The organism is Citrobacter sp. MGH105 (assembly GCF_001037485.2).
Taxonomy (GTDB): Bacteria; Pseudomonadota; Gammaproteobacteria; order Enterobacterales; family Enterobacteriaceae; genus Citrobacter; species Citrobacter portucalensis.
Genome location: NZ_CP073048.1, coordinates 2,750,309 through 2,775,624 on the forward strand (window position 1 = coordinate 2,750,309; position 25,316 = coordinate 2,775,624).

Below are 25,316 nucleotides of genomic sequence, written 5' to 3' on the forward strand. Positions count from 1 at the left end.
TACCCCTTAGTTTTTCCGGAACATTTTCAGCATGCGCTGAGTCACGGTGAAGCCACCGAAAATATTAATGCTGGCAATAAGCACCGCGATAAAGCTCAGGAAACTCACCCAGCCACCCTGGCCAATTTGCAATAACGCCCCAACCACGATAATCCCCGAGATGGCGTTAGTCACAGACATCAGCGGAGTATGCAACGCATGTGACACATTCCAGACCACGTAGTAACCCACCACGCAGGAAAGCGCGAACACCGTAAAGTGACCAAGGAACTCTTTCGGCGCGACGTCGGCGAGCCAGCCAAACAAAATCACTACCAGCGCCATCAGCGCATATTTGCGCCACGGAGAGACAGGCTTTTTCTCTTCTTTCGGCGCAGGTGCAGCTTTTGGCGCAGCCTGCGGCTGAGCAGAAACCTGGATCGGCGGCGCAGGCCAGGTGATTTCACCCTCGCGAACCACCGTGACACCACGCACAACCACGTCGTCAAAATCGACAGTGATATTGCCGTCTTTCTCTTTGCACAACAGTTTGAGCAGGTTGACGAGGTTCGTGCCGTACAGCTGGGAAGATTGCGTTGGCAAACGGCCAGGCAGATCGGTATAGCCGATAACCTTCACCCCGTTCTCGGTGGTGGTCACCTGATTAGGCACGGTATATTCGCAGTTTCCGCCGTTTTGCGCGGCAAGATCGACAATTACGCTGCCCGCTTTCATCGAATCGACCATTTCACGGGTGATCAGTTTCGGGGCCGGTTTGCCCGGAATCAGCGCTGTGGTAACGATAATGTCGACGTCTTTCGCCTGCGCAGCGAAGAGTTCCATTTCGGCTTTGATGAACGCTTCGGACATCACTTTGGCATAGCCATCGCCGCTGCCCGCTTCTTCTTTAAAGTCCAGTTCAAGGAACTCTGCGCCCATACTCTGCACTTGTTCCTTCACTTCCGGACGGGTATCAAAAGCGCGCACAATAGCACCCAGGCTGTTTGCCGCACCGATCGCCGCAAGACCTGCCACACCCGCACCAATCACCATGACCTTGGCAGGTGGAACCTTGCCTGCGGCGGTGATCTGGCCGGTGAAGAAGCGACCGAATTCATGTGCAGCTTCAACAATAGCGCGATACCCGGCGATGTTCGCCATCGAGCTTAAGGCATCCAGCGACTGTGCGCGCGAAATACGCGGCACGGAGTCCATCGCCATAACGGTCACGTTACGCTCTGCAAGTTTTTGCAGCAGCTCAGGGTTTTGCGCGGGCCAAAGAAAACTCACCAGCGTCGTGCCCGGATTGAGTAACGGAATTTCCGCCTCTTCCGGCGCATTGACCTTCAGAATAATCTCTGACTGCCAGACATCATTCCCGTCCACAATTTCTGCGCCTGCTTGTACAAACGCCTTATCGTCAAAACTCGCCAGTTGACCTGCGCCGCTTTCAACCGCGACGCTAAAACCCAGCTTCAGCAGCTGCTCAACCGTCTTCGGCGTGGCTGCAACGCGGGTTTCATTGGTTAACCGTTCTCTTGGTATGCCAATTCGCATAATGTTCCCTTCCATCTGTAATTATGATGATGGTTTATCAATGTTCGCACGAGGCATGCGCGCACTCTCGAGAGAGGTCAGTGTTACCTCAATAAAATAAAACAGTAACAAACTCTGTATAACCTACTGAAAATGACGCCTGTGATCTAGCGCCAAAAAACAGTATTTATTATGAAATTCGCAAAATAGAGATGAATCGAACCTCAGACAGATAAAATGCCCTAAAAATAACCCGCAAAGGCTGATAATTCGCTCAAGCGAAGCGGCAAAACATGATTACCTACCTGTCAAAAACAATTGATTAACATTAAATTAACTTATGAAATTCAACTGCTTTATCAGTTTTGGTCACCAAACGCCGAAATTTTCGGCATATCACAAAATGTTATCGCTGTTGTTACCTAACGTGACACGATGAGTGAAAAATGACGCAGACACTGACACAATTTAAATGCAATAATCAGCGACGTTTCTAGTCAATAACAATACCAGTACCTGGTTTGCGCAAGGCGAAGGATTATTTTTATGAAGCTTAAGAACACTCTCCTGGCGTCCGCACTAATTTCTGCGACTGCTTTTTCTGTAAATGCAGCGACAGAATTGACGCCGGAGCAAGCGGCTGCCCTGAAACCCTATGACCGCATTGTGGTCACCGGTCGTTTTAATGCTATCGGTGATGCGGTTGCTGCCGTTTCGCGCCGTGCAGATAAAGACGGTGCAGCCTCCTTTTATGTTGTTGATACCTCAGATTTTGGCAGCGGCGGTAACTGGCGCGTTGTTGCCGACGTCTATAAAGCCGACGCTGAAAAAGCGGAAGCGTCAAAAAACCGTGTCATTAACGGCGTTATGGAATTGCCAAAAGATCAGGCCGTTCTGATAGAACCTTACGACACCGTTACAGTGCAAGGTTTCTACCGTAGCCAGCCTGAAGTAAACGATGCCATCACCAAAGCAGCGAAAGAGAAAGGTGCTTACTCCTTCTATATCGTGCGTCAGGTCGATGCCAACCAGGGCGGCAACCAGCGTATTACTGCATTCATCTATAAAGCTGATGCGAAAAAACGCATTGTACAAAGCCCTGATGCGATCCCAGCAGATTCAGATGCTGGTCGTGCCGCATTAGCAGCAGGTGGCGAAGCCGCGAAGAAAGTTGAGATCCCGGGCGTAGCAACTACCGCTTCTCCGAGTGCTGAAGTTGGCCGCTTCTTCGAAACGCAATCCACCAAAGGCGGACGTTACACTGTCACGTTGCCGGACGGAACCAAAGTTGAAGAGCTGAACAAAGCGACCGCCGCCATGATGGTACCGTTCGACAGCATCAAGTTCACCGGTAACTACGGCAACATGACGGAAGTCTCTTATCAGGTAGCAAAACGCGCAGCGAAGAAAGGCGCGAAGTACTATCACATTACCCGCCAGTGGTCAGAACGTGGTAACAACGTGACAATCAGCGCCGATCTGTATAAGTAATACCCAATGCCTTATCAGGTCTACAGTCCTTGTAGACCTGATAATTTCGCGCAGTTCTGTTTCCAGACAAAACAAAAACAGCAGTATTAAGACAACTTTTCACACTATTAGTCACAAATCTCTCTATCCCCATTGCATGCGTTCTCTTCTCTCCGTAAAATCCCGCGCCTTAGTGGCTTTCACCATTTTTATGCGGTTTGCCAAAATAATTATTCTCTCACTCTCGTTTTTGTAACTGGATACAAATGGAAAAGAAATTGGGTCTGAGCGCACTGACCGCGCTGGTTTTAAGCTCAATGCTCGGCGCTGGCGTTTTCAGCCTGCCACAAAATATGGCGGCAGTAGCCAGCCCGGCTGCATTACTGATTGGTTGGGCGATTACCGGTGCGGGTATTCTTTTGCTCGCCTTTGCCATGCTGATCCTGACGCGTATCCGTCCTGAACTGGACGGCGGTATCTTCACCTATGCACGTGAAGGTTTCGGCGAGTTGATTGGCTTCTGCTCTGCGTGGGGATACTGGCTGTGCGCTGTTATCGCTAACGTTTCGTATCTGGTCATCGTCTTCTCTGCGCTCAGTTTCTTTACCGACACACCGGAATTACGTCTGTTCGGCGACGGTAATACCTGGCAGTCGATTGTCGGCGCATCGGTACTGTTATGGATAGTCCATTTTCTGGTGCTGCGGGGAGTACAAACCGCGGCTAGCATTAACCTGGTCGCTACTCTGGCAAAACTACTGCCGCTAGGCCTCTTTATCGTGCTAGCGTTCATGCTGTTTAAGCTCGACACCTTTACTCTCGATTTTACCGGCGTCGCGTTGGGTGTGCCTGTCTGGGAGCAGGTCAAAAACACCATGCTCATAACCCTGTGGGTTTTCATTGGTGTGGAAGGCGCGGTGGTGGTTTCTGCCCGCGCCAGAAATAAACGCGATGTTGGTCGCGCCACGCTGTTAGCTGTACTCGCCGCACTGGGCGTTTACCTGTTAGTCACCCTGCTATCCCTCGGCGTTGTCGCGCGGCCAGAACTGGCAGAGATCCGCAATCCATCAATGGCCGGTCTGATGGTTAAAATGATGGGGCCATGGGGCGAAATTATTATTGCCGCGGGTCTGATTGTTTCCGTGTGCGGTGCCTATTTAAGCTGGACGATTATGGCGGCGGAAGTGCCGTTCCTCGCCTCCACGCACAAAGCGTTTCCGCGTATTTTTGCACGACAGAATGCACAGGGTGCGCCATCGGCATCGCTGTGGCTAACCAACATCTGTGTACAAATCTGCCTTGTACTAATCTGGCTCACAGGCTCCGACTACAATACGTTACTGACAATCGCCTCAGAGATGATTCTGGTGCCCTATTTGCTGGTCGGCGCATTTCTGTTAAAAATTGCCACCCGTCCGATTCATAAGGCTGTCGGTATCGGCGCGAGTATTTATGGCATCTGGTTATTGTATGCGTCAGGTCCGATGCATCTGCTGCTGTCTGTAGTGTTGTATGCGCCAGGGCTGCTGGTTTTCCTTTATGCCCGTAAAACGCACACGCATGAAAACGTATTAAAACGCCAGGAGATGGCGCTGATCGGCCTGTTGCTTGTTGCTGCTGTGCCAGCTACCTGGATGCTGATAGGCTAACGTTATACCCATCGCTGGCTTCGGAAAATATCAGACTATGAATATCCTGATAAAGGATTATCGGGATATCATGGTTAACGCTGATTAATCGAAAATAATCGCTCTCGCTCTCCCTTCATGCTTGCCCCCACACTATTTGTTGTTGCGTGTGAAGCGCTTATCACGGCTCTCCAGATGATGATTCATCACAAGGTGTGATCCCCCCTATTGAGTTCGAGTTATTCTTTCTACACTTCACAATCGCAAACTGCTTTACGGCGCAACAGTCAGTCACAATCACCTGCTTTATCTTCTTATGAATCACAACATAACATACAGAAACACATCATAACCTTCTCAATTTTTTGTTCACTTTTCATATTGATAAAAGATAAAAAAGAAATACCTCACAAACACACATACATCATAATACATGGACAAACAAAAGAACAATTAATCATCATACAATTAACCATTTGTGCTTTATGTTGTGTTTAGTTTATCATGCAGTTGTGTTGATATTTGTGTTTGATGATAATGCAACCCGTGTGCTGGTCCCACCAGCTACACTCCCCTCGTCAATTATGTCGGAAATAAAAAAGGTTTATTAATAGCTGTTACTGCATCGATTAATTATGTAATCGGCAGCATTTAGTCATTGAGGGACAAACAAAATGATAAACAAAGAATTAATGATGACACCCCCTATTAATCCTAAATGGAGTTTTAAAATGTTTAAGAAATCAGTGGTTGCAGTATTAATAGTTCTTCCTATGTCTGCTTTTGCTCATGGTCACGGTGGCCATGGAGGTATGGGCGGTCACAATTTTGGTGGCCATGGCCATGGTGGTAACATTGGTCATGCCTTTAGTGGTCATTCGTTTGGTGGTCACTTTGCGGAGCGCATGAATGCAGGTGGTGGCTTCACAGGATTCTCTAAAGGCTCCATCAATATGAGCGATCACCCCATTGCGGATAACACGACTCGTTCCATCAGTGTGAAAGATGGTGTCGTCACTAAAAACATTGCCTACAACGGTGTTAATGAACAATATTCTGCGACAACCACAATCAGTCAAGAAACAGGTGTGGTTCGTACCTCAACAGTTACTCGTGATGGTGTGACCAAAACAGCATCAACTGTTGTGTCGCCTGAAATGCGTTCCCACACCGTTGACGTGACGAACGGTGATGTAACGCATTTCTCCGATCATAGCTATGTTGAAGGCGTTGGCGGCCTGTCGATTCACGGCACTAAAGAAGGTGATGAGGCTATTGGTACAGTCACTGCATACAACGATGTATCCAACGCAGTGAAAACTACCCACGCGCTCAAAAATGCTGACCTGACTCGTGTAGCATCAACAGTGATTGCACCAACCATGCGTACTCATAATGTTATGGTGAAAGAAGGTGATCTCACAATCACTCACCTTCGTGGTTATGTTGGAAATGAGACTGTTGGGTATGGTTTCTCTAAGGGCGTAGCTAAAGAAGATGGTTATGCAATCGAAACTTCAGTCAACTCACTTGGCATAGCAACTGTTGGGGCATATGGCCCTAGTCACTATGCAGAGAAGGCAGAAAATCTGAAAACGGGTGAAGTGAAAACAATCACCGATATCACTCCGCCACAACCAACTCCTGTTGTCGTACACGTTGTACCCGTAACTCCTCTGACTCCTGCGACGCCTGTAAATCCTCCTGTCGTGGTTCACGTTGTTCCAGCATCAACGATTACCCCAGCCACTCCAGCGACTACCGTGTATAACGATAAACTCGGTGATAGTGTCATCTTGTATTGGAATATCTAAACTAAATGAGGCTGGAGCAATCCAGCCTTTTTAGAGGAAATAATTATGTCAGTTTTAACAGCAGCAGATTTTCTAAAACTTATTGATCTTGAACCATTCAAGAAGCCAAACAATGAAGCAGGTGTCTCTGTTCAGCGTGGTATTGAATTAGAAAAGCTACGCCTTGCTGTAAAAGAAGGTCATGTAAATCTCCGTTTTTTCCTCAAATGGTTAAATGCATCTGCTGGCTGCCGTTTACAAGAGCGATGGTTAAACAAGTTTTTCGCCGATGATCTCGGAGAAATTCCCGCACGATTTCAGCAGTCCCCCAGTAAGAGCACAGAAGAAAAGCTAAAGGAAGAAGTTGCCCGTCTCACAGCGGAACTGAGAGCGTCACAGCAACAAAATCAGGTTATTGCTTCTATCGCTTCTGAGGACAATCAGAAAGCCATTTTTGCGGGTATCGTCGAACGTATCGAAGAAGAATCACAAGCTGAACTAAAAGCTTTTGCAGAGAAGGCCGCAACACGGGCAAAACAGAAAGCAATAGAGATGATGATAGCTATCTTTCCTAATTGGAAGCCATCAGATTGAACACAAGAGGCTGTGTGTATTATCATGCTTCCTTAATCATTTAAGGGTAGACAATGAAGAACGTAAATCTGATCTTACTCGGAGACAGCACACAGCCACAAGAACGCCGAATGAAAGAAGCGTTAAAGATAAGCAAGGACGTAAAACCTGCCGCTGTGTTAGATGCTGTGAAAGAGGCATATGAAGACACAGGCAAGAAACCTAAGCTGAACTATGCACAACTATCACGATGGAGAAAAGGTTTAACCTTCTATCGTTCACCACCGCCAGAAGACGCTGTAGATCAGTATTCAGATTTATTTTCCCCACTCTACCAACTCCTAGAGAATCCGGTGATTGTTGCTTCTATCGACATATCAGAATTTGAACAGAGATTGAAGATTCAGATTAAAGAACGAGAACAAAGATTGATTGAAGCAAGAAGGATTGAAGCAGAACGTATTCTACAAGAAGCAGAAGAAAGAGATCGCAGAAAGTTCACAGAAGAATTCAATAAAATAATGGATAAACTGAGAGAGCTTAGGAAAACGTAGCTACAATGGGGAGCCTGTTTTCTGGTTCCCTTTTTTAATGACTAATCATTCTATTACGTTAATCCCCCTCTCTCTATTACTCCTTCAACTATAGCCCGACTAAAATGTGCTCACCGCTAAATCAGGATGCTGTAACAAACCCCAACAACTTTATTCCTGTGTGCTACTGTGTACAAATGAGTTTGCACTGATCGCCAATGTTTCATACACCACTTACACCCTTTCTCTTGTAAAATGCTGTTTTTAATGGAGCCTGAGTATAACAATGGGTAAAAAACCTCCTTTGCCAATTCTTATCACCGGAGGTGGTCGTCGTATCGGCCTCGCCGTCGCATGGCACTTTCTGAACCAAAAACAGCCAGTTATCGTCAGCTACCGAACTCACTATCCTGCCATTGACGGCCTGCGAGAAGCGGGCGCGATTTGTATCCCGGCTGACTTTTCCACGGATGAAGGCGTGCTGGCCTTTGCTGATGAGGTCAAAGCACAGACGGATGGCTTGCGCGCCATTGTGCACAATGCCAGCGCCTGGGTCGCCGAAAAACCCGGCACACCGCTCAGCGAAGTACTGTCACGCATGATGCAGATCCACGTCAATACGCCCTACCTGCTCAACCACGCGCTGGAAGGATTGCTACGCGGTCATGGGCACGCAGCCAGCGACATCATCCATTTTACGGATTATGTTGTGGAGCGTGGCAGCGACAAACACATTGCTTATGCTGCCAGTAAAGCGGCGCTGGATAATATGACCCGCTCGTTCGCGCGCAAACTGGCACCGGAAGTGAAAGTGAACGCGATTGCCCCCTCACTTATCTTGTTTAACGAGGGCGACGATGCAGAGTATCGCCAGCAGGCACTAAACAAATCACTGATGAAAACCGCGCCTGGTGAAAAAGAGGTCATTGATTTAATTGACTACCTACTAACCAGTTGTTTTGTCACCGGACGTAGTTTTGCCCTTGATGGCGGGCGTCATCTGCGTTAGTGCAGTTTGATCCAACAAAAGATCAGCAACCACGCGCTCAGGCTCCAGCACACTACTGCACCGCCGAGCGCGATGGGTAAGCGCATAAACCCGGTGAAATACCACAGTGAAACAAGGTAGACAAAATAGGGAATAATCGACCACATACTGAATACAATGGTTGTACGTAACGCCTCGATCCCACGCTCACTGGCCACGATGTAGTGGGCAATCAACGCAAACGTCGGGAACAGTGGAATTAATCCAGCAATATAGTAATTCTTTGTTTTCGCCAGCAAACCAATCAACACCACCGCCAGCGCACCGAGCGCCGCTTTTATAACGAGTCCCATCACTCTGCCTTAACACATCAATAACATCAGCCTCTAGCATAACGGAAGCGTTCTTGTTTAGAAAAGATTAATGGAAGGAAAAACCGGGGCGGTGTATGTTGGCGTTTTATATTCAAAATGAATGATATGAACACCATCGTATTTGTTGAAGATGATCCCGAAGTTGGCTCACTGATTGCAGCCTATCTGGCCCGGCATGATATTGAGGTTATCCTTGAACCTCGTGGTGATTTGGCCGAGGAGAAAATCCTGCATGTTCAACCCGATCTGGTGTTATTAGATATCATGCTGCCGGGCAAAGACGGGATGACTATCTGCCGCGATTTACGCGGACGCTGGCAAGGCCCGATTGTCCTGCTCACCTCGCTGGACAGCGACATGAACCATATCCTGGCGCTGGAAATGGGTGCCTGTGACTACATTCTGAAGACAACGCCGCCAGCTGTGCTGCTGGCTCGTCTGCGCCTGCACCTGCGCCAGAATGAACACTCAGCACAGTCTAAAGGCATTCAAGCGGCAACCATCACTCCGCACACAACGCTGCGCTTTGGCACACTCACTATCGATCCCACCAACCGCTCCGTGCTGCTCGGCGGCGAGCAAATCTCTCTTTCCACCGCTGATTTTGAATTACTGTGGGAGTTGGCAACCCATGCCGGGCAGATTATGGACCGTGATGCGTTGCTAAAGAACCTGCGCGGCGTAAGTTATGACGGTATGGATCGCAGCGTCGATGTCGCGATTTCCCGCTTACGCAAAAAACTGCTCGATAACGCGACTGAACCCTATCGAATCAAAACGGTACGCAACAAAGGTTATCTGTTTGCACCGCACGCCTGGGACGACGAGCCGCAGAAGTAATCCAACCGGGCCGATCTCATTGGTCGGCGGGATTGTTCACAATACGTTACACCGTCACGTAAAATCGTCTACAGAACAGGCATATAAACGCCATCCGACGCCGTTCCACACTTTTTGTGTGGCTGTTACCCTCCCCCCTCCCTATAATCCGTCGCGGTCCTGAACCCTTATGGTTCATAGGTTTTTTTCGCACTAACAAATCTCTTTCCGGCATTTCAGGTGCTGAATGAGGCAAGAGGCTACAATATGTTCGTAACGCTCGCGTATATCGCGTTCTTTTTGGTTTGTTCATGGGCAATTTTTAGAATCAACCAAAAAAGTCACTCTCTTTCAAAAAGCGTCTTCATCGCTATTTTTATGGGTGCCGTTATCGGCTTATCCCTGCATCTCATTGCTGCTGACGAAAGTAAAACAGTTATCGACTGGTATAATGTTATCGGTAACGGTTATGTTAATTTACTGAAGCTGGTTGCGGTTCCGCTGATTTTCATCTCTATTCTCTCAGCCATTAATAAGCTCGAAAACAGCGCTGGCATTGGGAAAATGTCGTTAACCATTGTCGGATGCATGCTCTGTCTGGTAATGATTGCCGGTTTTATTGGGCTGTTGACTGCACATGTATTAGGTCTGGACGCCAGTGCGTTTGTTCATATGCAGTCCACACTGACGGCAGACGATGTGAGTAAAACTGCCGCCATTTCACTGCCTAAACTGGTTACATCTCTGATCCCAACGAATATCTTCCTTGATCTAACAGGAGCCAGAAGCGTTTCCGTCATTGGCATTGTTATCTTCACCCTGCTTGCCGGCGTGGCATTATTAAAGGTCAAACAAGACGCCCCGCAAGAAGGTAAAAAATTAAGTGCTGGCATTAACGCTATCCAGATTTGGGTGATGAAAATGGTGCGTATCGTTATTGCCCTCACCCCTTATGGTGTGATGGCATTAATGGCAGGCGTATTTTCCGCGTATCGATTTGAACAATTTGCCAGTCTGTTAGGCTTTATTGCTGCCTGTTACCTTGCGATTCTGATGATGTTTATCGTCCACGCACTGATACTGGTTCTGAGCGGTAATAATCCCGTTCACTATTTTAAAACTGTCTGGCCAGTTTTAACCTTTGCATTTGTTTCACGCAGCAGTGCAGCATCTATTCCACTGGCTATTTCCGCACAAGAAAAATTTGGCGTGCAAAACACCATAGCTAATATTGCAGCTTCATTCGGCTCCAGCATGGGTCAAAACGGCTGTGCCGGGATCTATCCGGCTATTATGGTGGCGATGATTGCTCCAACAATTGGGATCGATCCGCTATCAGTACATTTTTTGCTCGCCATGCTGCCTGCGATTGCGCTGGGTTCTATTGGAGTGGCGGGTGTCGGCGGTGGCGGAACATTTGCTGCGCTGATCGTCCTTTCAACGCTGAACTTCCCGGTCGCGCTGGTGGGGATTTTCATTGCTATCGAGCCTGTCGTCGATATGGCCAGAACGGCATTAAACGTGAACGGTTCGATGATGTCTGGCGTGCTGGCTAACAGGCTCCTGAAAAAGAGTGCTGAAAAACCACAACCCGTGAACGCGAATTAGTCAGTCCTAAAAAGATCAAAGCCTTCCTGTTCCTGGAAGGCTTTCTTTTGTGTCAACTAAACGTCAGTCCGTCGTATTTTTTCCAACGGTAGTTTACGGCGGAGATAATCCAACAGCCGATAAAGACGCCAATAATCGCAAAACCGACATTCCCCATATGGTCACTCAAATTGCTGACGGTATCCCACAAACCACCCTGAAGCGAAAACGCGTCAGAGAGAAGTCCCAGCGCCTCCAGCCCGCCAATAAATAGCGCAACAATCACGGAAGTCCCGGTAATGGTCATATTGTAATAGAGCTTACGTTGCGGCTTATTGAATGCCCATCCATAGGCCTCAACCATCAGAATACTGTCGAGACAATCAATTAACGCCATACCGCAGGTAAACAGCGCCGGGAACACGAGAATTGACCAAATCGACATGCCACTGGACGCGCTTGAAGCAGAAATTCCCAGCAGAGAAATTTCAGTGGCGGTATCAAATCCCAGACCAAACAGAAAGCCGACAAAATACATATGCCAGTCTTTACCTACCAGCCGAAACGCTGAGCGGAAAAGCCAGTTCAGAGGGCCTGAAACTGTAATGTCTTCCGTGGTGCCATCGTAAGTACCGGTGCGTTTAAGATGGCGGAATGCCTTCCAGACCTGGCAGAAAATAATGAGATTGATGGTAGCCAGAATCAGCAAAAATACGGCAGAAACCGTAGTTCCTATCAGACCACCGACATTCTGAAACCATGCCATATGTTGCTTAAACACGCTGGTAGTTAGCGCAATGCCAATGCTGGCTAGCACCACAATGGTAGAGTGTCCCAGAGAAAACCAGGCCCCCGTTGTCAGGGCACGTTTTTTCTGCTGCATGAGTTTACGCGTCGCGCTGTCTATCGCGGCGATATGATCGGCATCAACGGCATGGCGCAAACCATAGCACCACGCAATCAGACTCAGTGCCAGTAAGGAAGTATTGTTGCTAAACGCGGTGAAAGCCCACAGCCACGCTAAGATGTTTGCCCCGATGAGTAAGACCATCAACAAAAGAATATTCGGGCGTTTTTTTAATAATGAAAACAATGCGTTCATTGTTTCCGGCCTGTCAAATTTTCGCTCAACAACACACCACACCGCCGTTCATTGATTGATTAATACAACGTTTACCAGGCTAATGATAACTCTTAAGAATTACTAACCCAGTGTCGTAGATCAAAATTGATTACCACCTGAAGCAAGTTCTGCCATCGCTAGCTCCGCAATACGCAGAGGTACCGTTGCGCTGTCACCCTCTTGCAGAAACCAGACGGACGACAACCCACACCAGGCAACAATCCACATCAGTAAACGCTGCCGTTCAATTCTGGCGATTTCAGACACAATGTTGACTCGTTGCGTGAATATTTCCGGCTCAATGGCGACAGGTCTGGTAGGTTCGGCAAGATCGGGGTTAGTAAAGATATTGGCATAATCAAAGCCACGCTCGCCCACCAGCCCTTTGGGATCGATAGCCAGCCATCCTCTCGTTCCGAAATCAAGAATATTGCCGTGGTGTAGATCGCCATGTAATACGACTTCATCATGGGGTGAAGATAGCAGTAAGTTTGCCACCGCAGCACAACGCGTCAGGATACCGCCATGCTTTTTCGCGACAGGAGCCAGATCGCGAAACCAATGGTGCAGAGGTGTTAACGCAGGCGTAGACGCATTTCGGGAGAGATGGAGTCTACTGGCAGCATGGCAAATAATGCGACAGGCCTGCGCATCGTTGCCAGTCCAGGACATGTCCGCTAAAGACCATGTCTCTGTCGCACGTTCCAGCAGAATCGCCCCTACTGCATGAGCAAGTACTTTCGCTGCGCCATTTCCGTTCCACCAGACCATGAGTTCACAGCCGATCCGTTCACTGTCATCGTCGGTGATCTTTAGTATGGCTTTCTGACCGTTCTTGACTACCACCACAGGTAAAAGCTGCGATGTGTGAGTTTCAAACGGTTCACCATCTGGAGTGAGCCCCCAACGGTTGAGCCAGGTGTTGAACAAACGATTTTCCAAACAATATCCTCATTTTTCTCTGGAAGATGGTAATCAAAAGGATCCGTGTCGGCATTATTCCTGTTTTCTTTTGGTTGAGCCACAACCCCCCGCTTCCATCATCACTGACTTATCGGGTAGAGCACTAACAGGCACATCCTTGTGTATCTGTGTGCCATGCTGACTGTGTTCGGTATATGAGGAGGACACGATGATCACGTTATGCAAAACCTGTGGAACATCCTATGAGGTAACTGGCGCCCATCCGGAACATTGCGATATCTGCCTGGATGAACGTCAATATGTCCCCACAAGCGGGCAGAAATGGATCGATTTTGACACCCTGTGTGCATCGCATACAAATAAGTGGAAGCAACACGACAGTACCCTCCTCAGCATCCGCACCGTTCCTGATTTTGCAATTGATCAGCGCGCGTTTCTTGTGCGTACCCCAGAAGGAAATATTCTGTGGGACTGCATTGCCACGCTCGACGATGCCACAAAAACGCTAATAACGTCCCTTGGCGGCCTTAAGGCTATCGCGATTTCGCATCCTCATTACTACACCACCATGCAGGACTGGGCTGCGGAATTTAACGCGCCGATTTACCTTCATGCCAGCGACAGAGGGTGGGTAATGCGTGACAGCCCGTGGATTAGATTCTGGGATGGCGACACCATTGAGTTAACCCGTGACGTCACGATGATACGTCTCGGCGGGCACTTTGCTGGCGGCTGCGTCCTGCACTGGGCGCGTGACGAAGGCGTCGTGCTTTCTGGCGACATCGTTCAAGTTACACCAGGTGCCCATGCAGTCTCATTTATGTGGAGCTACCCCAATATGCTACCGTTGCCAGCCGCCACCGTCAGCGACATCATCCAACGCCTGAGAACAGTGAAATTTAAGCAACTTTACGGCGCATTTGAAGGTAAAGATATTACGCAAAATGCCGATGAAATTGTGCGCCGTTCAGGTGAAAAATATATTTCCTGCCTCAAATAAACCGGCAGTTTATTCACCAACCATGCTCAGGAGAGTAAAAATGGATATAGCTTATAAATCATGCCCATCACAGAAATACTCACTATAACACTGATAATGAAGTAGGTTTTGAAAGGCTGCTTTTGTGTTTTATGGCGAAAGATTTGTTGACCCGCTATCGCGCCGCCCCACCCGCCCACAACGCCAAACACCAGCAATGTGGATTCCGGCACTCTGCGCCAGTCCTTGCGTGCCGCCATTTTGTCCACGCCGTATAACAGCAACGTCAAAACGTTGGCGAGTAGAAACCATATAACAAGAGGATAAGCGGTGAAAATGCAGCCGACCGCTGCGAAAATGAGTAGCGAATAACAGCAGCGATTGAGATTCATATTTTCAGTCACAGCACTTTTCAGGAAGTATAGGCACGCATTATACGCAAGGTCAGTCATCCCTGCCACGGGTGAGAATATCCATTTTTTTATTATGCCTATATCCCCAAAGATAGCGCAAATTCTCTGGTCTGCGGCGTACCTAACAATTCAAACAAGAGAGGCGTTTTCATTATTCAAAACAAATGGTAATTTATTAAACCCAAATGGAGAAATTGTTCTGGAGCCACAAGGATGAGAAAATACTCATATCCATATTTGTTTTTTGTTACCGTCTCATCTCTCGGCGCAATTTTTCTCTTTTATTGGTGGAAGGTAACGATATACAGAGTGACATTTCTCTACCCGCTCACATCCAAATACCTCATGCTTATTTCTCTGGCAGTGTCATTGTTAATTACCTTATTTCTGGTAGGTAATGGGATAATGAAAAAAAGTCCCTTCCAAACCTATCTGAAATTATTTGGTGGCATCAGCATTGCCATGGTGCTGTTTTCAGTGATCATGGTTATGGCGATAACCTGGTTTATTCCGGGTGTCCCCTCGTCCTATACCGCCACATACGTCTATGCTACAGGAAGTTCTAAAAGCTGTTCGGGGGCTGATGTTGACGATCCGGATCTCGGGACTAACATCAGAATTTGCTATCCCGAAGGGAACTACGAATATAACAACACCATCTACGTTGAGAAACGAAGTAACCTTTTAGGAGCGGTCGTGACATACGCCAGAACAACCCCATCCCGATTTTGATTAACTTACAGCGTAGAAAGCAATGCGTGATCCAGCGAAAGGTCATTCCGCGCCCGTAGGAGCCATAAGAATGCAGAAAAGAGATATACAGTGTACTCTGCGTGGACAAGCACGCCGGATGGTGATCGGAGAACCTTTCTGAACCCACGCATCGGCGGATACCGCTGTGCCCACTTTTTTCCCCTGAGGGACACGTGCACTCGCTAACTTATTGAGCGTTCGGTGATTTTTTATGAAGAAACTGTTTGTGCAGTTTTACCTCCTGCTGTTTGTCTGCTTTTTGGTGATGACCCTGTTGGTCGGTCTGGTATACAAATTCACCGCAGAACGCGCAGGCAGACAGTCGCTCGACGATTTGATGAAAAGCTCGTTGTACCTGATGCGCAGTGAACTACGTGAAATCCCGCCACGCGACTGGGGTAAAACGCTGAAGGAGATGGATTTAAACCTCTCATTTGACCTGCGCGTTGAACCGCTGAATAAGTACACACTGGATGCCCCAACCATGCAGCGTTTGCGCGAAGGCGATATTGTGGCACTTGACGATCAATATACCTTTATTCAACGCATTCCTCGCAGCCATTACGTGCTGGCTGTCGGCCCGGTTCCCTACCTCTACTTTCTTCATCAAATGCGCTTGCTGGACATCGCGCTGATGGCGTTTATTGCTATCTCACTGGCCTTCCCGGTACTGATCTGGATGCGCCCGCACTGGCAGGAAATGCTCAGACTCGAATCCGCCGCACAACGTTTTGGTGAAGGTCATCTGAGTGAACGCCTTCATTTTGACAGCGGTTCCAGCTTTGAGCGCCTGGGCGTAGCGTTTAACCAAATGGCCGACAATATCAATGCGCTGATCGCCAGTAAAAAACAGCTCATCGATGGTATTGCCCATGAGCTTCGTACCCCGCTGGTACGTTTACGTTACCGGCTGGAAATGAGTGATAACCTCACCGAGCAGGAATCTCAGGCTCTGAATCGTGATATTGGCCAACTGGAAGCGTTGATCGAAGAGTTACTGACCTACGCCCGCCTGGATCGCCCGCAAAATGAACTGAAGCTCAGTGTACCGGACTTGCCTGCTTGGTTAACCACCCATCTGGAGGATGTGCAAAGCGTGAATCCTGACCGTGAGGTGCACTTACGTCATCTCGAAACTGGCGACTACGGCGCGTTGGATATGCGCCTGATGGAGCGGGTCCTGGATAATTTGCTGAACAATGCCCTACGCTATTGCCAGTCTACAGTGGTGGCCAGTCTGCTGCTGAACGGCAATCAAGCCACGCTGGTAGTGGAAGACGACGGCCCCGGTATTGCACCAGACGCTCGCGAACAGGTTTTTGAACCGTTTGTACGCCTTGACCCCAGCCGTGATCGGGCGACCGGGGGTTGTGGGCTTGGGTTAGCCATCGTCCACTCAATAGCGTTGGCTATGGGAGGGACGGTCGTCTGTGATAAAAGTGAACTTGGCGGCGCCCGGTTTACTTTCCGTTGGCCCGTCTGGCATAACATTCCTGAAATTTCGGCTGCCTGACCTATTCTGCTCGGTGGCCAGGCGGTGGATGTTGTGTTATAAAAAAGTATGTTGTAACTAAAATGGTAAATCTATGGCCCGTTACGATCTCGTTGACCGCCTGAACGGCACCTTTCGCCAGATGGAACAAGAACTGGCGCTTCTGAACGAAAACCTGTTGCAGCAAACGCTGCTTATTGCCCGCGTATTCTCGTTACCGGAAGTGGTCAAAGAGGCAGAGCATGCCCCTCTGCAAAACATTGATGTTAAGCAGCATTTAGGCAAAGAGGCTGAAGCGCTGGCACTGCGTCATTACCGTCACCTGTTTATTCAGCAGCAGTCCGAAAACCGCAGCAGCAAAGCGGCCGTCCGCCTACCGGGTGTATTGTGCTACCAGGTTGATAATGCGGGGCAATGTGCTCTGGAAGAACAAGTCCAGCGTATAAACCAGTTGAAAACCACCTTCGAGCGCATTGTTACAGTAGAATCAGGGCTGGCGCCGGCAGCACGTTTCGAATGGGTGCATCGCCACCTGCCGGGGCTGATTACACTGAATGCCTATCGCACGCTCACCGTTGTCAGAGATCCTGCCACCCTGCGATTCGGCTGGGCTAACAAGCACATTATTAAAAACCTGAAACGCGATGAAGTACTGCAGCAACTGGAAAAAAGCCTGACCTCACCGCGCAGCGTACATCCCTGGACACGTGAAGAATGGCAGGCGAAGCTTGAACGCGAATATCAGGATATCGCCACCTTACCGCAGCAGGCCCGCCTGAAAATTAAAAGGCCGGTAAAAGTGCAGCCTATTGCCCGAGTCTGGTACAAAGGAGAGCAAAAACAGGTGCAATATGCCTGCCCGACGCCACTGATTGCTTTGCTTAATAACGACAACGGTATGACCGTACCGGATATCGGCGAGTTACTGAATTACGATGCCGATAACGTTCAGCATCGCTTTAAACCTCAGGCGCAGCCGTTGAGATTGATTATTCCCCGGCTGCACCTGTACGTTGCGGATTAACTGCCTGGCCGCATGCTGCCAACCATCAGTTCCGGACGTACCCAGCTGTCGAACTCCGCTTCGGTTAGATATCCCAGCGCCAGAGCGGAGGCTTTTAGCGTCAGCCCTTCTTTATGCGCTTTTTTGGCAATTTCAGCCGCTTTATCGTAACCGATATGGGTGTTGAGCGCGGTCACCAGCATCAGCGACTCATTGAGCAGTTGATCTATTCGTTCACGGTTGGGCTCGATTCCCATCGCGCAATGTTCATTGAAGCTTTCCATACCGTCCGCCAGCAGGCGTACCGACTGCAGGAAGTTGTGGATGACCATCGGTCGATAGACGTTGAGCTCAAAGTTACCTGACGCCCCGCCCATATTGATGGCGACATCGTTACCCATCACCTGGCAGCAAAGCATGGTCAGCGCTTCACACTGGGTAGGATTGACTTTACCCGGCATGATCGAGCTGCCCGGTTCATTTTCCGGAATTGAAATTTCGCCAATACCACAGCGCGGGCCAGATGCCAGCCAGCGTACATCGTTGGCGATTTTCATCAGCGACGCTGCCAGTCCTTTTAGCGCTCCGTGGGCATGAACCAGGGCATCGCAGGTGGCCAGCGCTTCAAATTTATTCGGAGCGGTAACGAACGGCGCGCAGGTAATGACCCGCAATTCATCCGCGACCCGGCGGGCGTATTCGGGATGAGTGTTCAGTCCGGTACCTACCGCGGTTCCCCCCAACGCCAGTTCTGCCACATGCGGTAAACTGTTTTCAATGTGTCTGAGGTTATGTTCAAGCATTGCTACCCAGCCGGAAATCTCCTGGCCAAGCGTAAGTGGAGTTGCATCTTGCAGATGTGTACGACCAATTTTAACGATATCGGCGAAAGCGTGGGACTTATCACTGAGCGTTTTAGTCAACACATTTAATTTTGGGATCAAAGATTTACGCAGCGCCAGCAGTGCGGCAACGTGCATTGCGGTCGGGAAGACATCGTTCGAGCTTTGGCTTTTATTGACATCATCGTTGGGGTGTACTTTTCGCTCCATCCCCCGCACGCCGCCCAGCAATTCGCTGGCCCGGTTTGCCAGCACCTCGTTCATGTTCATATTGCTTTGCGTGCCTGAGCCGGTTTGCCAGATGGCCAGTGGAAACTCATCGCGGTGTTTATCTGCCAACACCTCATCTGCAGCCTGCATAATAGCCCTGGCTTTATCCTCCGCCAGCAGCCCCAGATCCTGGTTAACCTTTGCCGCGGCGCGTTTCGTCAGCGCCAGCGCATGGATCAGCGAGACCGGCATTTTCTCCGTAGAGATACGAAAATGCTCCAGCGAACGTTGGGTTTGCGCGCCCCAAAGCTTATCGGCAGGAACATCAATCGCCCCCATTGAATCATTCTCGCGGCGTACCGTTACCATTACCTGCTCCTTACATTAACAGTTGATTAGGTTATGTTTCGACATTGCCCATTTGCATTGGTCTTATGAGTATTAACGAGGATAAAACTGTCGTTTGGTGGTTCGTGCGGTAAAAAAAACCGCCCCGAAGGGCGGCTGACGTTACTTAACGCAGCGTGCGCACTGCGACGTCTGAATTTGCTTGAAGAAATCGTTGCCTTTGTCATCTACCAGGATAAATGCCGGGAAATCTTCTACTTCAATTTTCCAGATGGCTTCCATCCCGAGTTCCGGGTATTCCACGCACTCCAGGCTCTTGATACTGCCCTGAGCCAGCACCGCGGCGGGGCCGCCAATACTGCCCAAATAGAAGCCGCCATGTTTATGGCAAGCATCGGTCACCTGCTGGCTGCGATTGCCTTTCGCCAGCATAATCATGCTCCCACCAGCGGCCTGAAGCTGGTCAACATACGAGTCCATACGTCCGGCAGTGGTTGGCCCCAGCGAACCAGAGGCATAGCCTTCCGGCGTTTTTGCCGGACCTGCGTAATAGATCGGGTGATCTTTAACATACTGCGGCAAACTTTCGCCGTTATCCAGACGTTCTTTCAGTTTCGCATGCGCAATATCACGGCCAACGATAATTGTGCCGTTGAGCGACAGACGCGTGGAAACCGGATACTGGGAAAGCTGAGCCAGAATCTCTTTCATCGGACGATTGAGGTCAACGCGTACCGCTTCGCCCTCTCCAGCCTGGCGCAGCTCTTCCGGTATAAATTTGCCAGGATTATGTTCCAGTTTTTCGATCCAGATACCTTCACGGTTGATCTTGGCTTTGATATTTCGATCGGCTGAGCAAGAAACACCCATACCAACCGGACACGACGCGCCGTGACGCGGCAGGCGGATCACGCGGATATCATGCGCGAAGTATTTCCCACCAAACTGCGCGCCAAGCCCCAAATTCTGCGCCTCAATCAGCAGCTCTTTTTCCAGCTCTACATCGCGGAATGCCTGACCATGTTCGTTACCTTCTGTCGGCAATTCGTCGTAGTATTTTGCAGAAGCCAGTTTGACCGTTTTCAGCGTGGCTTCTGCCGATGTTCCACCGATTACGAACGCGATGTGATACGGCGGACAAGCCGCAGTGCCCAACGTACGCATTTTCTCAACCAGGTAATCTTTTAATTTGCCCGGTGTTAGCAGCGCTTTGGTTTCCTGGTACAGATAGGTTTTGTTCGCCGAACCACCACCTTTGGCAATACACAGGAATTTGTATTCATCTCCGTCGACGGTATACAAATCGATTTGTGCTGGCAGGTTGGTACCGGTGTTCACCTCTTTATACATAACCAGCGCTGCGTTTTGTGAATAGCGCAGGTTGTCTTCGATGTAGGTGTTATAGACGCCTCGTGCCAGCGCCTCCTCATCGCCCCCACCGGTCCAGACACGCTGACCTTTTTTACCCACGATAATCGCAGTTCCGGTGTCCTGACAGGTCGGCAAAATGCCTTTTGCCGCGATGTCAGAGTTACGCAGGAATTGCAGGGCCACATATTTGTCGTTTTCGCTGGCCTCCGGGTCACGCAGAATATCAGCTACCTGCTGTTGATGTGCGGGACGCAGCATAAACGACGCATCATGAAAGGCCTGACGAGCCAGCAGGGTTAAGGCTTGCGGTGCAACTTTAACAATCTCCTGCCCTTCAAATTCGGCAACAGAGACATAGTCGCTGGTCAGCAGATAGTATTCGGTATCATCCTTTTTGAGGGGGAAAGGATGCTGATAATGAAAGGGTTTGTTTGACATTGTGCTCTCACTTACTGCTCGGTCTGGTTATTCTCTGGGCAGATGTTCCATTGCCCTGCTTCCCTGCCGCAGATCCGGTTGTAGAAGGAAGAGCTTTCTGCAACCGGAATTACTCAGGGTATTAAAAGCGAGTCACCATATCCTACACATTTTTTTAACAAAAACTGAGACAAGTACGACTTTTTACATGTGCAGGTTACTTCCCTCAGGGTTTCTTGGTTTAATAGCCGTAGAAAATTCAACATTGAAACAGGGCTTGATAATGCAAAAACTCATCAACTCAGTGCAGAACTACGCCTGGGGAAGTAAAACGGCGTTAACGGAACTCTATGGCATTGCCAACCCCACTCAGCAACCGATGGCTGAGTTGTGGATGGGCGCGCATCCGAAAAGCAGTTCGCATGTTCTGGGCGCTGACGGTCAGACGGTTGCTCTGCGCGACGTTATCGAGCACGATAAATCCGCACTGCTAGGCGAAGCCGTAGCGCAACGTTTTGGTGAACTGCCCTTCCTGTTTAAAGTACTCTGCGCTGCTCAACCACTTTCGATTCAGGTTCATCCTAACAAGCACAATTCTGAAATTGGATTTGCCAAAGAAAACGCCGCGGGGATCCCGATGGATGCCACCGAGCGCAACTACAAAGATCCTAACCACAAACCAGAACTGGTATTTGCTTTGACGCCTTTCCTGGCGATGAACGCATTCCGCGAGTTCTCTGACATTGTTGCATTGTTACAACCCGTTTCCGCCGCACATCCAGCTATTGCACATTTCCTGGAAGAACCGAGTGCGGAACGTCTGAGCTATCTTTTCGCCAGCTTGCTGAATATGCAGGATGAGGAGAAATCCCATGCGTTGGCGATCCTGAAATCAGCGCTGAACAGCCAGCAGGGTGAACCCTGGCAAACCATCCGTCTGATTGCCGACGTCTACCCGAACGACAGTGGGCTTTTCTCCCCGCTGCTGCTCAATGTGGTGAAACTCAATCCAGGCGAGGCTATGTTCTTATTTGCCGAAACTCCGCACGCTTACCTGCAAGGTGTGGCGCTTGAGGTGATGGCTAACTCGGACAACGTGCTGCGTGCCGGACTGACGCCAAAATATATTGATATCCCGGAACTGGTCGCCAACGTGAAGTTTGTCGCCAAGCCAGCAAACCAGTTACTGACCACGCCGGTTGAATCTGATGGTGAACTGGACTTCCCAATCCCGGTTGACGATTTTGCGTTCTCCCTGCATGACCTTACTACTAATGGCGCAGATATCAGCCAGCAAAGTGCAGCCATTTTGTTCTGCATCGAGGGTGAGGCCGTGCTGAGCAAAGGCGAGCAACGTCTGGTTCTGCGACCGGGTGAATCGGCCTTTATTGGCGCGAATGAATCGCCGGTTAACATCAGTGGCGCAGGTCGTTTAGCCCGGGTTTATAACAAGCTATAGCAAGATACTGATATTTTTGACAACTCTTGCTAAGCTGTAGTGAGTTAAAGACATGTCACTCCTCCAGGCGTCTTCAAACGCCTGGTTTTATTTTATGGATATCGAAATGAAAAAATCGCTGGTAGCTGCGGGTGTGGTGGTTGCGCTGGGTATCGTCTGGACGGGCGGCGCCTGGTACACAGGTAAGAAACTTGAAACGCATCTCGCCGAGATGGTGACACAGGCAAACAATCAGTTAAAACGTTTCTCCCCTGAGGCGGGCATTGAACTGAGTTATCAAAACTACCAGCGCGGGGTGTTCAATAGCCAACTGCAATTGGTGGTGAAACCAATCGCCGGGCAGGCAGATTCCTGGCTAAAACCGGGGCAAAGTATTGTCCTGAATGAAACCGTCGATCACGGTCCATTCCCGCTGGCTCAGTTGAAATCACTGAATCTGGTCCCGGCTATGGCCTCCGTGAAAACGACTCTGGTCAATAACGACGTTACCAAACCACTGTTTGATATTGCCAAAGGTGAGTCGCCATTTGTCATTAACTCCCGTATCAGCTACAGCGGCGATACCCGTTCCGATCTCTCCCTCAAACCACTGAACTATGAGAAAGGCGACGAAAAAGTAGCCTTTAGCGGCGGGGAATTCCAGTTTACAGCAGACAAAGAAGGTAATGCTGTCTCGCTGACAGGCAATGCGCAAAGCGGTGTGGTCAATGCGGTCAACGAGTATGACCAGAAAGTACAAATGACTTTCAATAACCTGAAAACTGAGGGTTCCAGCAGTATTGCCAGCTTTGGTGAGCGCATCGGCGACCAGAAATTGTCACTCGATAAACTGTCGATTTCCGTCGAAGGTAAAGAGTTGGCGGTTCTGGAAGGCATGGGTATTGATGGTAAATCCGATCTGATCAACGACGGTAAAACTGTCAACAGCCAGTTGGATTACACGCTGAACAGTCTGAAATTGCAGGGTCAGGATATGGGTAGCGGTAAACTGACGCTGAAAGTTGGCCAGATTGACGGTGAAGCACTACACCAGTTCAGTCAGCAATATAGTGCCCAAACCAAGGCACTGATGGCGCAGATTGATGTGGTACAAAATCCTGAGCTTTATCAGCAAAAAGTCACTGAAGCCTTCTTCAATGCGCTGCCGATTCTGATGAAAGGCGAGCCGGCTATCACCATTGCCCCGCTGAGCTGGAAAAATGCAAAAGGTGAAACCGCATTTAATCTGTCACTGCTGCTAAAAGATCCGACAGCAAATACTGAGGAACCACAAACGCTGGCTCAGGAAGTGGATCGTTCGGTCAAATCACTGGATGCTAAGCTGACGATTCCGGTTGATATGGCGACTGAGTTCATGACGCAGATTGCCAAAATTGAAGGCTATCAGCAGGAGCAAGCGGCCGATCTGGCGAAGCAACAGGTGAATGGCCTGGCGGCAATGGGTCAGATGTTCCGTATTACAACGATGGAGGACAACGTCATCGGCTCCAGCCTGCAATATGCAAACGGCCAGGTTACGTTAAACGGACAAAAAATGTCGCTGGATGAGTTTGTTGGTATGTTCGGTATGCCTTCTCTCGGCGAGCCGGATGTCCCGGCTATTCCGCAACAGTAAATACGCGTGACAACCGGCCCGATAACCGTGTGTTTATCGGGCCTTTTTTATTTTGCCACCACCAGCCGGGCGGAAAGCGTTAAGTTACGTGAATGACCATCATCGTGCCCAATGCGCTGTAGCATGCGCTCAGCAAGGGTATAACCCATTTCACGCGCGGGCGTGCAGGCCCAAATAATGGGGATATCGTCCAGTGCATTTTCCGCTACATCGGCAAACCCGGCTAACGAGATCTGCTGTTCGAAGTAGCGATCTACGCCAATTTCACCACTCTGACGCCCTGCTCTCATCAGGCCAAACCAGGCGCCAACGGCTATGGTTTCGTTGTAGCACACCACTGCGCTGATCGTTGGGTTACGACGTAACAGCGCAGTCACCTCCTCTGCGGCCTGCTTTTGGCTGGATGAGCACTCCAGCACCCAGTCGCTATGAAACGGTAAACCATACTTTAGCAACGTCGTACAATAGCCGCCGACACGCTCTGCGCGGGTCAATGAAGAACTCTGCCCCCCCAACCACGCGATGCGCTGATGCCCATGGCTTATCAGATGTTCAACCAGCAATTGCGCTGCCTGCATGTTGTCAGGCCTGACGGTGTCAACGTCATCCAGGTAGCTGGCCCGAGACGCAAACACTACCGGAATCCCCTTATCGGCGGCCAGTTGTTGAAGGTCGTCGCTACTGCCGGCTGCCCCGGCGATCACCACACCATCAACCCCTTGATTAAGCAGCATAGCGAAACGCTGCGCCAGCTGTTCGCCATCTCTGCCACCATGTAATAAAAAAACCATGCGCCCCTGCGCTTCTAATGCTTCCGTCAGACCCGCTGTCAACTCGGCGTAAAACGGGGTGGAAAGGTCGCGCACGATCAAACCAATTACCCCGCTCTGGCCGCCACGCAGCGCTGATGCCTGGCGATTACGCACAAACCCCAGTTGCTCAATAGCGGCATTCACCCGTTCGCCGGTCGCGGATGAAATACGGCCTTTTCCACTGAGCACCAATGAGACGGTACTAACCGAAACGCCCGCGGCCAGCGCAACATCATGGATGGTTATTTTTTTGGCTATAGCCATAAAAACGGAAA

At 49.6% G+C, this 25,316-nt stretch carries 22 protein-coding genes; 14 read left to right on the plus strand and 8 right to left on the minus strand.

Features of this window, described 5'->3' with window-relative positions; genetic code table 11:
• Nucleotides 1-6: 6 nt before the first annotated feature.
• Nucleotides 7-1,536, minus strand: coding sequence for a Re/Si-specific NAD(P)(+) transhydrogenase subunit alpha (gene pntA / locus SK35_RS13140; protein WP_048214239.1), 1,530 nt, complete (start codon nucleotides 1,534-1,536; stop codon nucleotides 7-9).
• 525 nt (nucleotides 1,537-2,061) lie between these two features.
• On the opposite strand from pntA, the gene ydgH reads away from it, so the two are divergent.
• The 6 genes from ydgH (at nucleotide 2,062) to folM (ending at nucleotide 8,521) form a co-directional block, all read left to right on the plus strand.
• The gene (gene ydgH / locus SK35_RS13145) at nucleotides 2,062-3,006 is read left to right on the plus strand and encodes a DUF1471 family protein YdgH (RefSeq protein ID WP_003832856.1); all 945 of its coding nucleotides are present in this window, start codon (nucleotides 2,062-2,064) and stop codon (nucleotides 3,004-3,006) included.
• A gap of 245 nt (nucleotides 3,007-3,251) precedes the next feature.
• A complete protein-coding gene (locus SK35_RS13150; RefSeq protein WP_048214240.1) occupies nucleotides 3,252-4,634 on the plus strand; it encodes an amino acid permease in 1,383 nt (460 codons plus the stop codon).
• A 653-nt stretch (nucleotides 4,635-5,287) separates the two neighbouring features.
• The gene (locus tag SK35_RS13155; protein WP_149607206.1) at nucleotides 5,288-6,427 is read left to right on the plus strand and encodes a hypothetical protein; all 1,140 of its coding nucleotides are present in this window, start codon (nucleotides 5,288-5,290) and stop codon (nucleotides 6,425-6,427) included.
• A 45-nt stretch (nucleotides 6,428-6,472) separates the two neighbouring features.
• Nucleotides 6,473-7,000 (plus strand): hypothetical protein, encoded by a 528-nt coding sequence (locus SK35_RS13160; RefSeq protein ID WP_048214242.1) that lies wholly within the window; start codon nucleotides 6,473-6,475, stop codon nucleotides 6,998-7,000.
• Between the two features lie 53 nt (nucleotides 7,001-7,053).
• On the plus strand, nucleotides 7,054-7,533 hold the full coding sequence (locus SK35_RS13165; RefSeq protein ID WP_048214243.1) for a hypothetical protein: 480 nt from the start codon (nucleotides 7,054-7,056) through the stop codon (nucleotides 7,531-7,533).
• Between the two features lie 265 nt (nucleotides 7,534-7,798).
• The gene (gene folM / locus SK35_RS13170) at nucleotides 7,799-8,521 is read left to right on the plus strand and encodes a dihydromonapterin reductase (RefSeq protein ID WP_048214244.1); all 723 of its coding nucleotides are present in this window, start codon (nucleotides 7,799-7,801) and stop codon (nucleotides 8,519-8,521) included.
• On the opposite strand, the gene SK35_RS13175 is transcribed toward folM, so the two are convergent.
• On the minus strand, nucleotides 8,518-8,853 hold the full coding sequence (locus tag SK35_RS13175; protein WP_048214245.1) for a GlpM family protein: 336 nt from the start codon (nucleotides 8,851-8,853) through the stop codon (nucleotides 8,518-8,520). The genes folM and SK35_RS13175 overlap by 4 nt on opposite strands.
• A gap of 117 nt (nucleotides 8,854-8,970) precedes the next feature.
• Between SK35_RS13175 and rstA the strand changes: the two genes are divergently transcribed.
• Together rstA and SK35_RS13185 are read left to right on the plus strand one after the other, a co-directional pair.
• Nucleotides 8,971-9,714: a two-component system response regulator RstA gene (gene rstA, locus SK35_RS13180; RefSeq protein WP_003832842.1), complete on the plus strand. Its 744-nt coding sequence runs from the start codon at nucleotides 8,971-8,973 to the stop codon at nucleotides 9,712-9,714.
• A 246-nt stretch (nucleotides 9,715-9,960) separates the two neighbouring features.
• Nucleotides 9,961-11,301: an L-cystine transporter gene (locus SK35_RS13185; RefSeq protein ID WP_048214246.1), complete on the plus strand. Its 1,341-nt coding sequence runs from the start codon at nucleotides 9,961-9,963 to the stop codon at nucleotides 11,299-11,301.
• Between the two features lie 52 nt (nucleotides 11,302-11,353).
• Here SK35_RS13185 and SK35_RS13190 read toward each other — a convergent pair whose 3' ends face one another.
• The gene (locus tag SK35_RS13190) at nucleotides 11,354-12,382 is read right to left on the minus strand and encodes a HoxN/HupN/NixA family nickel/cobalt transporter (protein WP_048214247.1); all 1,029 of its coding nucleotides are present in this window, start codon (nucleotides 12,380-12,382) and stop codon (nucleotides 11,354-11,356) included.
• Between the two features lie 120 nt (nucleotides 12,383-12,502).
• Nucleotides 12,503-13,345 (minus strand): aminoglycoside phosphotransferase family protein, encoded by an 843-nt coding sequence (locus SK35_RS13195; protein ID WP_048214248.1) that lies wholly within the window; start codon nucleotides 13,343-13,345, stop codon nucleotides 12,503-12,505.
• A gap of 190 nt (nucleotides 13,346-13,535) precedes the next feature.
• Here SK35_RS13195 and SK35_RS13200 point away from each other — a divergent pair, with 190 nt between their 5' ends.
• Nucleotides 13,536-14,327 (plus strand): MBL fold hydrolase, encoded by a 792-nt coding sequence (locus SK35_RS13200; RefSeq protein ID WP_048214249.1) that lies wholly within the window; start codon nucleotides 13,536-13,538, stop codon nucleotides 14,325-14,327.
• A gap of 26 nt (nucleotides 14,328-14,353) precedes the next feature.
• Here SK35_RS13200 and SK35_RS13205 read toward each other — a convergent pair whose 3' ends face one another.
• Nucleotides 14,354-14,698 (minus strand): DUF1294 domain-containing protein, encoded by a 345-nt coding sequence (locus tag SK35_RS13205; RefSeq protein ID WP_048216318.1) that lies wholly within the window; start codon nucleotides 14,696-14,698, stop codon nucleotides 14,354-14,356.
• A 234-nt stretch (nucleotides 14,699-14,932) separates the two neighbouring features.
• Between SK35_RS13205 and SK35_RS13210 the strand changes: the two genes are divergently transcribed.
• From SK35_RS13210 to tus, 3 genes are all read left to right on the plus strand, one after another.
• On the plus strand, nucleotides 14,933-15,451 hold the full coding sequence (locus SK35_RS13210) for a hypothetical protein (RefSeq protein ID WP_048214250.1): 519 nt from the start codon (nucleotides 14,933-14,935) through the stop codon (nucleotides 15,449-15,451).
• Nucleotides 15,452-15,683: 232 nt separating this feature from the next.
• The gene (gene rstB, locus SK35_RS13215; protein ID WP_048214251.1) at nucleotides 15,684-16,985 is read left to right on the plus strand and encodes a two-component system sensor histidine kinase RstB; all 1,302 of its coding nucleotides are present in this window, start codon (nucleotides 15,684-15,686) and stop codon (nucleotides 16,983-16,985) included.
• Between the two features lie 73 nt (nucleotides 16,986-17,058).
• The gene (gene tus / locus SK35_RS13220) at nucleotides 17,059-17,988 is read left to right on the plus strand and encodes a DNA replication terminus site-binding protein (RefSeq protein WP_048214252.1); all 930 of its coding nucleotides are present in this window, start codon (nucleotides 17,059-17,061) and stop codon (nucleotides 17,986-17,988) included.
• Here tus and fumC read toward each other — a convergent pair.
• Together fumC and fumB are read right to left on the minus strand one after the other, a co-directional pair.
• Complete coding sequence (fumC, locus tag SK35_RS13225) at nucleotides 17,985-19,388, minus strand: class II fumarate hydratase (RefSeq protein WP_048214253.1); 1,404 nt, start codon at nucleotides 19,386-19,388, stop codon at nucleotides 17,985-17,987. The genes tus and fumC overlap by 4 nt on opposite strands.
• A 141-nt stretch (nucleotides 19,389-19,529) precedes the next feature.
• A complete protein-coding gene (gene fumB, locus SK35_RS13230) occupies nucleotides 19,530-21,176 on the minus strand; it encodes a class I fumarate hydratase (protein WP_048214254.1) in 1,647 nt (548 codons plus the stop codon).
• A gap of 262 nt (nucleotides 21,177-21,438) precedes the next feature.
• On the opposite strand from fumB, the gene manA reads away from it, so the two are divergent.
• Nucleotides 21,439-22,614 (plus strand): mannose-6-phosphate isomerase, encoded by a 1,176-nt coding sequence (manA, locus tag SK35_RS13235; protein WP_048214255.1) that lies wholly within the window; start codon nucleotides 21,439-21,441, stop codon nucleotides 22,612-22,614.
• Between the two features lie 106 nt (nucleotides 22,615-22,720).
• Nucleotides 22,721-24,229 carry a YdgA family protein gene (locus tag SK35_RS13240; RefSeq protein ID WP_048216319.1) on the plus strand — a complete coding sequence of 503 codons (1,509 nt, stop codon included), beginning with the start codon at nucleotides 22,721-22,723 and terminating at the stop codon, nucleotides 24,227-24,229.
• A gap of 47 nt (nucleotides 24,230-24,276) precedes the next feature.
• Here SK35_RS13240 and SK35_RS13245 read toward each other — a convergent pair whose 3' ends face one another.
• Nucleotides 24,277-25,305, minus strand: a complete 1,029-nt coding sequence (locus SK35_RS13245; protein ID WP_048214256.1) for a Mal regulon transcriptional regulator MalI — start codon at nucleotides 25,303-25,305, stop codon at nucleotides 24,277-24,279.
• Nucleotides 25,306-25,316: the final 11 nt, after the last annotated feature.

Excerpts from the sequence above, each read along its gene's own strand:
- pntA (WP_048214239.1), bottom strand. The coding sequence starts at position 1,536 with ATGCGAATTGGCATACCAAGAGAACGGTTAACCAATGAAACCCGCGTT.
- SK35_RS13205 (WP_048216318.1), bottom strand. The coding sequence starts at position 14,698 with ATGAATCTCAATCGCTGCTGTTATTCGCTACTCATTTTCGCAGCGGTC.
- SK35_RS13150 (WP_048214240.1), top strand. The coding sequence starts at position 3,252 with ATGGAAAAGAAATTGGGTCTGAGCGCACTGACCGCGCTGGTTTTAAGC.
- rstB (WP_048214251.1), top strand. The coding sequence starts at position 15,684 with ATGAAGAAACTGTTTGTGCAGTTTTACCTCCTGCTGTTTGTCTGCTTT.
- tus (WP_048214252.1), top strand. The coding sequence starts at position 17,059 with ATGGCCCGTTACGATCTCGTTGACCGCCTGAACGGCACCTTTCGCCAG.
- rstA (WP_003832842.1), top strand. The coding sequence starts at position 8,971 with ATGAATGATATGAACACCATCGTATTTGTTGAAGATGATCCCGAAGTT.
- SK35_RS13240 (WP_048216319.1), top strand. The coding sequence starts at position 22,721 with ATGAAAAAATCGCTGGTAGCTGCGGGTGTGGTGGTTGCGCTGGGTATC.
- SK35_RS13160 (WP_048214242.1), top strand. The coding sequence starts at position 6,473 with ATGTCAGTTTTAACAGCAGCAGATTTTCTAAAACTTATTGATCTTGAA.
- SK35_RS13165 (WP_048214243.1), top strand. The coding sequence starts at position 7,054 with ATGAAGAACGTAAATCTGATCTTACTCGGAGACAGCACACAGCCACAA.
- SK35_RS13155 (WP_149607206.1), top strand. The coding sequence starts at position 5,288 with ATGATAAACAAAGAATTAATGATGACACCCCCTATTAATCCTAAATGG.
- folM (WP_048214244.1), top strand. The coding sequence starts at position 7,799 with ATGGGTAAAAAACCTCCTTTGCCAATTCTTATCACCGGAGGTGGTCGT.
- SK35_RS13185 (WP_048214246.1), top strand. The coding sequence starts at position 9,961 with ATGTTCGTAACGCTCGCGTATATCGCGTTCTTTTTGGTTTGTTCATGG.
- SK35_RS13190 (WP_048214247.1), bottom strand. The coding sequence starts at position 12,382 with ATGAACGCATTGTTTTCATTATTAAAAAAACGCCCGAATATTCTTTTG.
- manA (WP_048214255.1), top strand. The coding sequence starts at position 21,439 with ATGCAAAAACTCATCAACTCAGTGCAGAACTACGCCTGGGGAAGTAAA.
- SK35_RS13210 (WP_048214250.1), top strand. The coding sequence starts at position 14,933 with ATGAGAAAATACTCATATCCATATTTGTTTTTTGTTACCGTCTCATCT.
- fumB (WP_048214254.1), bottom strand. The coding sequence starts at position 21,176 with ATGTCAAACAAACCCTTTCATTATCAGCATCCTTTCCCCCTCAAAAAG.
- fumC (WP_048214253.1), bottom strand. The coding sequence starts at position 19,388 with ATGGTAACGGTACGCCGCGAGAATGATTCAATGGGGGCGATTGATGTT.
- ydgH (WP_003832856.1), top strand. The coding sequence starts at position 2,062 with ATGAAGCTTAAGAACACTCTCCTGGCGTCCGCACTAATTTCTGCGACT.
- SK35_RS13175 (WP_048214245.1), bottom strand. The coding sequence starts at position 8,853 with ATGGGACTCGTTATAAAAGCGGCGCTCGGTGCGCTGGCGGTGGTGTTG.
- SK35_RS13245 (WP_048214256.1), bottom strand. The coding sequence starts at position 25,305 with ATGGCTATAGCCAAAAAAATAACCATCCATGATGTTGCGCTGGCCGCG.
- SK35_RS13200 (WP_048214249.1), top strand. The coding sequence starts at position 13,536 with ATGATCACGTTATGCAAAACCTGTGGAACATCCTATGAGGTAACTGGC.